12 protein-coding genes are annotated in these 11,311 nt (G+C 43.8%); 7 read left to right on the forward strand and 5 right to left on the reverse strand.

The window, feature by feature from the left end; genetic code table 11:
* From WBA23_RS13880 to WBA23_RS13895, 4 genes are all read left to right on the forward strand, one after another.
* A partial coding sequence (locus WBA23_RS13880; RefSeq protein WP_424582876.1) for a glutamine amidotransferase-related protein occupies window positions 1–297 on the forward strand: 297 nt, incomplete at its 5' end.
* A gap of 31 nt (window positions 298–328) precedes the next feature.
* Entirely contained in the window at window positions 329–1,603 is a 1,275-nt protein-coding gene (gene eno / locus WBA23_RS13885; protein WP_424582877.1) for a phosphopyruvate hydratase, read from the forward strand.
* Window positions 1,604–1,672: 69 nt separating this feature from the next.
* The gene (locus WBA23_RS13890) at window positions 1,673–1,966 is read left to right on the forward strand and encodes an FtsB family cell division protein (RefSeq protein WP_424582878.1); all 294 of its coding nucleotides are present in this window, start codon (window positions 1,673–1,675) and stop codon (window positions 1,964–1,966) included.
* Window positions 1,953–2,537 (forward strand): hypothetical protein, encoded by a 585-nt coding sequence (locus WBA23_RS13895; protein ID WP_424582879.1) that lies wholly within the window; start codon window positions 1,953–1,955, stop codon window positions 2,535–2,537. Before WBA23_RS13890 ends, WBA23_RS13895 begins: the two co-directional genes overlap by 14 nt.
* On the opposite strand, the gene WBA23_RS13900 is transcribed toward WBA23_RS13895, so the two are convergent.
* Together WBA23_RS13900 and WBA23_RS13905 are read right to left on the reverse strand one after the other, a co-directional pair.
* Window positions 2,527–3,612, reverse strand: a complete 1,086-nt coding sequence (locus WBA23_RS13900) for an Ldh family oxidoreductase (protein WP_424582880.1) — start codon at window positions 3,610–3,612, stop codon at window positions 2,527–2,529. The two genes, WBA23_RS13895 and WBA23_RS13900, sit on opposite strands and share 11 nt — an antisense overlap.
* Window positions 3,613–3,657: 45 nt before the next feature.
* Window positions 3,658–4,599 carry an exopolyphosphatase gene (locus WBA23_RS13905; RefSeq protein ID WP_424582881.1) on the reverse strand — a complete coding sequence of 314 codons (942 nt, stop codon included), beginning with the start codon at window positions 4,597–4,599 and terminating at the stop codon, window positions 3,658–3,660.
* Window positions 4,600–4,695: 96 nt separating this feature from the next.
* On the opposite strand from WBA23_RS13905, the gene WBA23_RS13910 reads away from it, so the two are divergent.
* The 3 genes from WBA23_RS13910 to WBA23_RS13920 all read left to right on the forward strand — a co-directional run bounded on the left by WBA23_RS13910 (window position 4,696) and on the right by WBA23_RS13920 (window position 7,942).
* Window positions 4,696–6,285, forward strand: a complete 1,590-nt coding sequence (locus WBA23_RS13910) for an acyl-CoA carboxylase subunit beta (protein WP_424582882.1) — start codon at window positions 4,696–4,698, stop codon at window positions 6,283–6,285.
* Window positions 6,286–6,346: 61 nt separating this feature from the next.
* A complete protein-coding gene (locus tag WBA23_RS13915; protein WP_424582883.1) occupies window positions 6,347–7,360 on the forward strand; it encodes an endonuclease/exonuclease/phosphatase family protein in 1,014 nt (337 codons plus the stop codon).
* A 24-nt stretch (window positions 7,361–7,384) separates the two neighbouring features.
* On the forward strand, window positions 7,385–7,942 hold the full coding sequence (locus WBA23_RS13920; RefSeq protein ID WP_424582884.1) for a rhomboid family intramembrane serine protease: 558 nt from the start codon (window positions 7,385–7,387) through the stop codon (window positions 7,940–7,942).
* 88 nt (window positions 7,943–8,030) lie between these two features.
* Here WBA23_RS13920 and recN read toward each other — a convergent pair whose 3' ends face one another.
* The 3 genes from recN to WBA23_RS13935 all read right to left on the reverse strand — a co-directional run.
* On the reverse strand, window positions 8,031–9,683 hold the full coding sequence (gene recN, locus WBA23_RS13925) for a DNA repair protein RecN (protein ID WP_424582885.1): 1,653 nt from the start codon (window positions 9,681–9,683) through the stop codon (window positions 8,031–8,033).
* Between the two features lie 205 nt (window positions 9,684–9,888).
* A complete protein-coding gene (locus WBA23_RS13930; protein ID WP_424582886.1) occupies window positions 9,889–10,782 on the reverse strand; it encodes a DUF4835 family protein in 894 nt (297 codons plus the stop codon).
* On the reverse strand, window positions 10,772–11,311 hold a 540-nt coding region (locus WBA23_RS13935), incomplete at its 5' end, for a phosphopantothenoylcysteine decarboxylase (protein WP_424582887.1). The genes WBA23_RS13930 and WBA23_RS13935, both read right to left, overlap by 11 nt.

The raw sequence follows: 11,311 nt of genomic DNA on the forward strand, positions 1-11,311 counted from the left end.
ATTGCTACTTATAAAATGCACCACGGGCACCGGGGACTAAATCATCCGGTAAAGAACCTAACGACAGGCTTGAGCGAAATGACTTCCCAAAATCATGGTTTCTCGGTAGATCTAGATAAGGCTAAAAACGCGAATGATGTGGAAGTAACGCACCTCAATTTGAATGATAATACAGTGGCTGGTCTACAGGTTAAGAACAAAAAGGCTTTTTCGGTACAGTACCATCCTGAATCTTCACCGGGTCCTCACGACTCTCGCTACCTGTTTGACCAATTTGTATCGTTAATGGGGAAATAAATTAATTTTTAAGTTCAAAACTAACTAAACAATGAGCATTATAAAGAAAATTCACGCCCGACAGATACTAGATTCTCGCGGTAATCCTACCGTTGAGGTAGATATTATTACGTCTCAAGACATACTAGGACGAGCCGCAGTTCCATCGGGCGCATCTACCGGAAAGCACGAAGCAGTAGAACTTCGCGATGACGATAAGTCCCGCTTTATGGGCAAAGGTGTTACCAAAGCGGTGGGGAACGTCAATAATAAAATTGCGGAAAAGCTTTTGGGAGTTTCGGTATTTGAACAAAACCTGATCGACCAAACCATGATCGAGCTAGATGGCTCTGATAACAAGTCGGTATTAGGGGCTAACGCGATGCTGGGAGTCTCTCTGGCAGTAGCTAAAGCAGCAGCTCAATCAGTGCATCAGCCGTTGTTTCGCTACATTGGTGGAGTGAATGCAAATACGCTACCCGTACCGATGATGAATATTCTAAACGGTGGTAGCCACGCCGATAATGCTATTGATTTTCAAGAATTTATGGTGATGCCGGTAAAAGCTGAAAACTTCTCTGAAGCCTTACGCATGGGAACAGAAGTGTTCCATCACCTGAAAAAAGTACTAAAGGACAAAAATCTTTCTACTAATGTAGGCGACGAAGGCGGGTTTGCTCCTAACATAGCGTCGAATGTAGAAGCAATTGAAGTTGTTCTCCAAGCCATTGAAAATGCGGGATACAAACCCGGTGAAGAAATTTTTATCGCGATGGACGCAGCTTCATCCGAGTTTTACGACGAGGAGCAGAAGGTCTATCACTTCTCATCTACCGGCGATAAACTGTCTTCGCAAGAAATGGCCGATTACTGGAAAGAATGGGTAGATAAATATCCGATAATTTCTATTGAAGACGGTATGCACGAAGATGATTGGGAGGGTTGGAAAGCCCATACTGAGAGCATTGGTCACAAAGTGCAGTTGGTAGGTGATGATCTTTTCGTAACCAACGTGAACCGATTGCAGCGGGGCATTGACGAACATATCGGTAATGCCATTCTCATTAAAGTTAACCAGATTGGTACGCTGACTGAAACTATTGACGCGGTAAATCTGGCAAAAAGAAATGGTTATAAGAGTGTAATGTCACATCGTTCGGGTGAGACCGAAGACAATACAATTGCCGATTTAGCCGTTGCTCTTAATACTGGACAGATAAAGACGGGTTCCGCTTCCCGTTCCGACCGGATGGCGAAGTATAACCAACTAATTCGGATTGAAGAAGCATTAGGATTGACCGCATTTTACCCTAATCAGCTACTGTAGAATAGTAAGATAGAAAGAGAAAGAATATCTTTCCGGTAAAATTAGGTATATTGTTATAACTAAATGAACATGGAAGTACCGAAAATACCGTCGTGGCTAAGGAGCTTTTTCTTTCTCTTCACTGTAGGCTTTTTGCTGTGGATGTTCTTTCTCGATATCAATGATATCCCTTCTCAGTTCCAGAGGAATCAGGATATACGTTCCCTTGAACAAGAAAAGGATTTTTATGAACGAGAAACAGAGAAAGTGAGAAAGGACCGTGAGAAGTTATTAACAGATGACGCTATGCTAGAGAAGTTTGCTCGCGAGAAATATTTAATGAAAAAGCCCAGTGAAGATGTTTATGTACTTGAAAAGCAGTAAGGTTATTAACCGAATTAGGCTTGTACTGGTGCTCTGGGGGGTAATTGGTATTAGTCAGTTTTCTGTTGCCCAAGAGGAGGATCAAGATCAATCACAGCAAGAAGATGAGAGTTATTACCAAAAGCCTTCAATCCTCGATAAAATAGCTCCGGGCGGAAACTTCAGCCTTCAATTCGGAACGATAACCTACATTGAAGTTTCACCCATGGTAGGTTACAGATTCACTGACAAATTTACGGCTGGCCCTGGTTTTACCTATCGCTATTTCAAGATTCGGAACTTCGATGCTTCTAGTATCTACGGACCTCGAGCCTTTGCTCGCTATGTTATCGGTCGGCAGTTTTTCGTGCAATCTGAATATGAAAACTTGAGTGTAGCATTTGCCACTCGTGACCCACGAGAACCAATCACCCGAGAGTGGGTTCCCGGACTTTTTATCGGTGGTGGTTTATTTCAATCCATCGGTCAGAGAGCCGGTTTTATGATTGGCGCGTTCTATAATCTAAGTCATGACAATATACGCTCCCCTTATAACAGTCCTTGGGTTTTTAATGCCGGGTTCACATTCTAGTAGGAGGCTCTACCTCAAACTTTTCAGCTAACTGCCGAAGGCTGTCACTTACTGGTGGCAACAATGGAATTCCCCGCTCTTTTCGCAGTGCTTCTTGCTCTCGCTCGGGATCACCCGGAATAAGCACCTTTTCCTGACCATCAACGGTATTCGCTTCGCGAAAGGCGGTAATCCATTGATCCATGTGCTGTTTAAATTCTTCAACCGGACGGAAGGCATCCGTGCGCATTGCCCCCACAAAATGTCCTATCCCATCGCCCACTGGATTAGCTGAGGGTTCCAAAAAAGCGACAAATGGGGGCACCCAAGGTCCGTAGTTAGCCCCTGATAGCACCGCTGAAAAAATATCGACCCAAGCCCCCAAACAGTATCCTTTATGGCTTCCGTGATCTTTATCGCCACCTAAAGGCAATAGTGCGCCTCCGTTAGCTACTTCTTTAGGATTCTGAGAGGGAGCCCCTTCGCTAGTTTGAATCCAGCCCAGTGGTGCTGACTGATTTTTTCGCTGTAAAACCTCCAATTTCCCGTTCGCAACGGTGGTAGTAGCAAAGTCAGCAACGAAAGGAGGCTCACTTCCTGCTGGGATAGCAACGGCAATTGGGTTTGTGCCGAGCAGCCTTTCTTTAGAAAAAGTGGGAGCTACTAGCGGACTGGCATTGGTCATTGCTATACCAATCATATCTTTTTGTAGTGGAAGCATAGCATGATAGCCTGCAATGCCAAAGTGGTTAGAATTGCGAATAGCCACCCAACCAGTACCAACTTCATTGGCCTTTTGCATTGCAATTTGCATAGCCTCCGGAGCAACGACTAACCCTAGTCCCTGATCGCCATCAACTACGGCGGTGCTAGGTGTTTGATGAGTAATAGTAATATTAGGTTGAGGGTTAATTCGATCTTTCTCCCATAGTCGAACGTAGCCAATAAGTCGGGCAATTCCGTGCGAATCAATACCTCGTAGGTCAGCGGAAGAAAGCACTTGAGCTGCTAACTCGGCGTGTTCAGTAGAACAACCTATTTTCATGAAAATAGCTGTAGAAAAATCAGAAAGTGAGTTAGAGGAGAAATATTCCATAGTTGTTGGCACCGTAAACGAAGCAAAAATATAGAATATTCTGGATTAGCTAAACCGTTTGGCTAGTTGAGTCATTAAACCTTCTTTTAAAGCATAAGAAGAAACTCGGATATGATGAATCTGGTAGGTCTCCAACACGAAATGTATCAGCCAAGATGCAGGTACAATCATGTCTACTCGCATCTCGATCATTCCAGGTATAGCTAGTCGCTGATCCCGGTTCATTCGGGAGAAATCGCGTAGCATCTGCTGAAAAGCCTCTGGTGTAAGCGGAAGCTCCGGGGCACTCTCTTCTACTACCGTATTACTTCGGTGCTGATAAATCTCGCTCAAAGTATCGAAGGTACCCGATGCACCAATTAGTGTTACGGGGTGATATTGATTTATGGCAGTCGCTAGAGGGGTTAGATTTTTCGCAAAGTAGTTTAGTAACGTACCAGTATTGTCTTCGGTAATGGGGTCTTGAATATTGAAGCGATCCAGTAGGCGCTGGGCACCAATTTCAAAGCTTTGTTTCCAAAAGACTTGATCTTGATTGCAGAGAATAAACTCTACACTTCCGCCCCCAATATCCATAATTAATGAATTTTCATCAGATAGAGGAATAGCTTGGCGAACTCCGTAGTAGATGTATTCTGCTTCTTGCTCTCCTGTAATGATGTCTACAGTGATTTCGGTTGTCTGAGTAATCTTATTGGCTAGTTCCTGCCCGTTTTTCGCGTTTCTAAAAGCACTAGTGGCAGTACAACGAACTTGCTCTAATGGAACCTGATAAAATGTGAGCTTACTTTTAAACTGGGTCAATGCAGCTATAGCTCGCCCTTCTGCCTCGGGAGTAATAAAGCCTTGGTTAATACTTCCTTGTCCAATCATCACAGGAATACGCTCCCGATAAATTAACTGAAAGTCACGATTGGGCTGTATTTTGGCTATCAATAAGTGAAAAGTATTGGTGCCTAAATCAATAGTTGCAACGTAGTTACTCATGGAGTTATTAACGAATAAATGGAGACTTATGCCACTCAGAGGATGCAAAATTGCGGTTTTACGCTATCTTTGAAATGCCTGAATGAAAACTACAACATGAAAAAACAACCCGAAGGTTCATCCACTAGCAATGGCGATATAAGAACTGAAAAGAACAAAACGCTCGCGCAGAAACACCAAGAAGCTGAATTGGGTGGAGGACAGAAACGTATTGATGCTCAGCACGATAAAGGCAAACTTACCGCCCGCGAACGACTTGAGTTGTTACTAGATAAAGGAAGTTTTCAAGAGATAGGAAAGTTTGTAGAACACCGTTCTCACGAATTTGGATTAGAGAAGCAACGTTTTCTGGGCGACGGAGTGGTAACAGGATACGGGCGGATCAGTGGACGATTAGTGTACGTATTCTCTCAGGATTTTACCGTTTTTGGTGGATCACTATCCGAAGCTCACGCGGAGAAGATTGTTCGAGTGATGGACTTAGCCATGAAAAACGGCGCCCCAGTTATTGGTCTGAATGATTCGGGGGGTGCCCGTATTCAGGAAGGAGTTGTCTCGTTAGGTGGCTACGCTGATATTTTTTACCGGAACACCTTAGCCTCAGGCTTAATCCCTCAAATATCAGCAGTAATGGGACCCTGTGCCGGTGGGGCAGTATATTCACCCGCTATCACAGATTTCATTCTTATGGTGGAAAATACTTCTTACATGTTTGTAACTGGCCCCAACGTAGTGAAAACTGTGACCCACGAAGAGGTAAGCTCGGAAGAATTGGGGGGAGCAACAACACACAGTACCAAGAGTGGAGTCACCCACTTCCGCGATGCAAATGAGTTGCAGTGTATCCGGCGTATTCAGCAGTTACTTTCCTACATGCCCCAAAACTGCGAAGAAGATTCACCTCAATTACCCTATCAGACAAAGGAGAGCGAGAAGCGACTCAACCTAAATGACATCGTACCGGAGAATCCTAATCAGCCCTACGATATGCGGGAAGTAGTGTCTGGAATCGTTGATGCGAATAGTTTCTTGGAAGTTCATCAAGATTATGCGGAGAATATTATTGTCGGTTTTGCCCGGCTAGGCGGACGAAGTATTGGGATTGTTGGAAATCAACCAGCAAGCCTGGCCGGAGTATTAGATATCAACGCTAGTAAAAAAGGCGCGCGCTTTGTCCGCTTCTGCGACTCGTTTAATATTCCGTTGCTGGTGCTAGAAGATGTACCCGGCTTTTTACCCGGTACCGATCAAGAATGGAATGCGATCATTACCAACGGGGCCAAATTACTATATGCTTTTAGCGAAGCCACCGTTCCGCGTGTAACGGTAATTACCCGTAAAGCTTACGGCGGAGCCTACGATGTGATGAACTCCAAGCATATCGGAGCTGATATGAACTTCGCTTGGCCATCGGCGGAAATCGCGGTGATGGGAGCAAAAGGAGCGGCTGAAATCATTTTCAAACGTGATATTGCTCAGGCGGAAAACCCTGAAGAAGAACTTCAAAAAAAGGTTGATGAGTATACCGAAACCTTTGCTAATCCGTACCGAGCAGCCAGTCGAGGTTACGTAGATGAAGTAATCTACCCGGAAGATACCCGCGTCAAACTGTTGCTGGCGTTTGAAATGTTAGAGAACAAGGTAGATAAGTTGCCTAAGAAGAAACACGGAAATATTCCGTTGTAGGGTAAGATATAGCCATAAATAGTTGGGTTCAGCAATAATTATCCTTGTACCTTGCGTATCTATGACTGCGTTCGCCCGATATATTTTTTGGTTATTTCTGGTTCCGTTGGGAGCAGTCGCGCAGCCATCCGCTAGTCAGGAAATGACATGGATGTTCTACAACGTAGAAAATCTGTTTGATGTTCAAGATGACTCTCTTACTCGAGATGAGGCATTTCTACCAGCGGGAGACCGGCACTGGACCTACGGAAGGTTTCTCAAAAAACTAAATCATACGTATAAAGCGATTACCGGAGTGGGAGGGTGGAATCCTCCGGCAGTTATTGGACTAGCCGAAGTAGAAAATCGCTACGTGTTAGAAGCCCTTTTGCGAGAAACCCCATTGCACCGCTACGGCTATCAGATTATTCATCAGGAGTCGCCCGATGCTCGCGGAATTGATGTGGCTTTGTTGTTTCGCCCGGACTTGGTTGATATTCAAGTCCAAGAATTTATTACAGTAGAACTACCCAACGGTCGTAAGACTCGGGAGATTTTATATGTACAAGCAGCGTTACCCAACCAAAAGGTAGTACATCTTTACATAAATCACTGGCCTTCTCGATATAGTGGTACAAAAGTTTCGGAAGAATCGCGAAAGCAAGCCGCGACTACTTTAGCTACACACATTAAGAAGATACTGGTGGACGAGCCGGATGCTCAAATCTTGGTAACCGGAGATTTCAACGATGCACCTGAGGATGCTAGCATGAAATACTTGGTTGAAGCCCTACCGCTCGAGAATATTAGTAATTACCAATTTGAGGGAACGCACAAACATCAGGGAGAGTGGGGCGTTCTGGATCAGTGGCTAGTTTCTGAAAATTGGCTAACCCTTCAGTCGAGCTGGCGTATTGAAAGCAACCGAGGGCAAGTTTATCATCCTGAATGGCTGCTGGAGTCCGATGAGAATAATTTAGGCTTTAAGCCCTACCGAACTTATGTTGGTTTTCGGTATCAGGGTGGCTTTAGTGATCATCTGCCCATATTTATCCGGCTTACTTCGTCATCTTCCGTTAGCAGTCTAAAACAATAACCGTTTAAACGATAATTTTTCAAAATGCAGTCTATCAGTAGTAGTATGTTGGTTCCTGCCCGCTTGGTATTCCTAATGTGGGGCACTTTTGTTTTGGATCAACTTTATCCGATAGACTTAGCAATGTTTGGTGTTCTGCCTCGTACCATCCGAGGACTTATCGGAATTATTACGGCTCCGCTGCTACACGGATCAGTAGCGCACCTTGTTTCTAATACAATGCCAGTGCTAATCTTAGGAACCGTGCTGTATATGTTCTATCGGCGGGTAGCTACTCAAGTGTTCTTACAGTGTTATTTTTTTACAGGTATTTTGGTTTGGTTGTTTGCTCGTACATCAATCCACATTGGAGCTAGTGGATTAATCTACGGCCTAGCATTCTTTCTGATTTTCTTCGGACTGTTCCAGCGAGATTTTAAGTCGCTGCTGATCTCAATCGTTATTCTAATTTTCTACGGAGGAATTTTCTATGGTGTACTACCGACTCAAAGCTACGTTTCTTGGGAGTCGCATCTACTGGGTGGACTAATAGGTTTTCTGAATGCGGTGAACGCCGGAACCCGCCGGTTGCAGAAGTATTAGGTGTGTTATAGTGCGTAGTGTTATAGTTCTTTTCTTGATGATTGAAGTCAACAATAAAAACCTACTGCACTAAAACACCATAACACTTTTAATAAGAAAGCAATTCTTTAGCGTTCTCGTAGGCGATATTGGATGGGTTGTTGCCCCCCAGCATTTTAGCAATTTCTTCCACGCGCTCTTCTTCCGATAGTCGGCGAATATTGGAAATCGCTTTTTCGGAGCTATTGTCCTTGTAGACAAAGTAGTGGGCGTCACCTTTGGCGGCAACTTGGGGCAAATGGCTAATGGCAATCACTTGGTGCTTGTTGGCCATCTCTTTCATCATGTTCACCATCTTGATAGCAATCTCACCCGAAACCCCGGTATCGATTTCATCAAAAATAATGGTTGGTAGGGATGTTTTACCGGCTAAAATATATTTGATGCAGAACATTAGGCGGGAAAACTCCCCTCCTGAAGCTACTCCGCGTAGCTCCTGGGGAGCAATCCCTTTGTTAGCACTGAACAGTATCACAATTTCGTCGGTACCCGTATCAGTAGGCTCAGTTTCTTGTCGCTCGATGTCTACTATTGCATCCGGAATACCTAAATTTCTGAGCAATCTGGTTAACTCCTTCGCTAAGGGAGTGAATATTGCCTGACGCGACTTAGTTAGCTTTTCCGCCGCTTCCTGCATCTCACGATGAGAAACGTGCTGTACTTTTTTTAGCCGAGCGATTTCTTCATCCAAATTATTTACTTGATCTACTTTCTCTTCCAATTCCTGCTGTAACTGCAAAAGTTCGGCTACTGAACTTCGTTGGTGTTTCTGTTGAAGCTTGTACAGAAGATCAAGCCGCTCACCGGTAGATTCTACCTTTTCTTGATCGAAGTCTATCTTAAGGGCTTCGGTTTCTACCTCACCACTAACGTCTCGTAACTCAATGAGACAGCTTTCAATCCGCTGGTAAATTGCTTCGTAGGCTGGTGAAAAACTGGTGATCTTGGTAACCGCCTGCTTCATTTGCGTTAAGAGCTGATCTACCGAAACGTCTTCACCACAACACAATAACTGAATAGTTTGTAACTGCTCCTGAATATGACCGGCATTTTCCATCACCTGTATGATTTCTTCCAGCTTCTCCTGCTCACCGTCTTGTAGTGTCGCCCGATGTAGTTCTTCCAACAAGAAGCGGTTATAATCATCTTCTTGGCGAAGGCGCGAAGCTTCAGTACTCACTCGCTCAAATTCCTGCTTAGCTCGGCGATACTGCTGATATTTTTTAAAGTACGCTTTTCGTCGCTTCTCATTAGCGGCATAAGCATCAATCACCTCGCGTTGGTACGAGTTGTCTCCTAGCAAAAGCGTGTCATGCTGGCTATGAATATCAACCAATAGGTGACCAATGCCTCGCATGGTTTCTAACCGAACCGGAGTATCATTTACAAACGCCCGCGACTTACCACTGGGGCTAATTTCTCGCCGGAGAATGCAGATCGGATCATAATCCAGTTCTTCCTGATCAAATATAGATTCCAGACTAAATTTATTAATGGTAAACACACCTTCAATGATGCATTTTCGATCATCAGAATACAGTGAGCGAGTATCAGCGCGGTTACCAAGTAACAATCCAATGGCTCCAAGCATAATAGACTTTCCGGCTCCGGTTTCGCCTGTAATCATATTAAGCTGATCAGAAGGCCGCATTTCAAGCTCCTGAAGAAGTGCATAATTTTTTATGGTAAGACTTTGCAGCATACATTGCTATTTAACTATCGCTATCTGACCGGTTTTGAAAATGGGTAAAGGTACAACAGCAAATTGCGAAGCTTGGTTTAAGAACGCAGAAGATATTCTGGTGTTAGCACCTTCTTTCTAACTAAGTACCAGTATACAAAATTAAAGAATAAAATTCTTACGATAAGAATAAAGTATATAAATTTTATGTGAAGATTTTTCTGACTTACTGAATGATGACTTGATACTTATCAGTTTCAGAGGGATTGATGGCTACAAGTGTATTGTACGCTGCTCGCCGGTCAGCGGGGTCACCCTTGGTAAAAACGCTAATTAACTCATCGTTTTTAGCATCAAAAAAGGAGATAATGGCAATTGCCTGAGGGAAAAGCTTGCTGACTTCCTCCATACCTTGCAGAGCTTCCAAAATATTGCTCCGCCCCTCATCTTCTTCATCAGCAAAAATATCTAGCCCCTGGCGGTGGTACTGATAAAGTCCCTCCCGAATTGGAATCATCTGGGGGTTAATCATATTTTCTACTAGCCAATAACGGTTTCGGCGATTCCCCCCGAACTGATCCCAGCCGCCGCCTTGTTGTTGTGCGTTTACCACAATTTGTTGAGCCAACTCAAAGTAGGGCTGTCCTCCAAGATTACTGAACGAATCATAGTCCATTCCTAAAACAACGTAAGCGTAAAAGGAGAGTAAGCTGGTAATATTATCGGTAAAGGCGTTAGGGTTAAAGATAAGAGGTTGGTCTTCAGCATAGCGGAAGTTCCAATTGCGATCAGCAAAATTAAATACCAAAGACTCATAATTAGAACCAAATACCGGTCGAGAAGATTGGATTTGTACTGTCGCGGTAAAATCAGTTACCGAGGGCATATCCTCAATAGTAATAATGAAATTACAGTTAATTCGCTCTTCCGAGGCGTAGCTATCTTCGGTCCACTTACGATTATTTAAGAACTGAGCAAAAGCCGTTTCCATGTCTTCTACCACCCGATCGGCTGAAGCGGGCAAATTTTGTCCACTTACTCGTACGGTAGCGTTTAGTTCTTGCGCTAAACTAGCCGAGCTGCATAGAACAATGAGAACGATAAATAAACTATGCTTCATAGTGCTCAATAAAATTCCAAATATCACAGGCTACGTCGGCCTTATCTTTTAAATTAAATTTAAGAACATCAGTATTTTTCCGATTGAGTAAAGAAACCTGGTTAGTATCGTAACCAAACCCCGCGCCAGTATCGCTTAATGAATTGAGGACGATAATATCTAAGTTTTTCTCTTCTAGCTTGTTGTAGGCGTGCGTAAGTTCATCATTGGTTTCCAGTGCGAATCCTACTAAAATTTGGCTATCCTTTTTTTGCTGACCTAAGGTTTGAGCTATATCAGGATTCTTTTTTAGTTTTAACGTTAATGTTTCATCTTTCTTTTTGAGTTTATGAGAATATTTTTTCTCCGGAGCGTAGTCTGATACAGCCGCCGCAAAAATAGCAACATCAACTTCGCTAAATCGCTCCTGACTAGCCTTCAGCATCTCCTCAGCGGTACTTACTAATGTTACGGTTATTGCCGGATGGCTAATTTCTATGGCTACTGGACCACTAATAAGGGCTACTTCCGCACCTCGCTGAGCTGCTTC

Origin of the sequence: Tunicatimonas sp., from assembly GCF_049647865.1 — a bacterium.
GTDB lineage: Bacteria > Bacteroidota > Bacteroidia > Cytophagales > Cyclobacteriaceae > Tunicatimonas.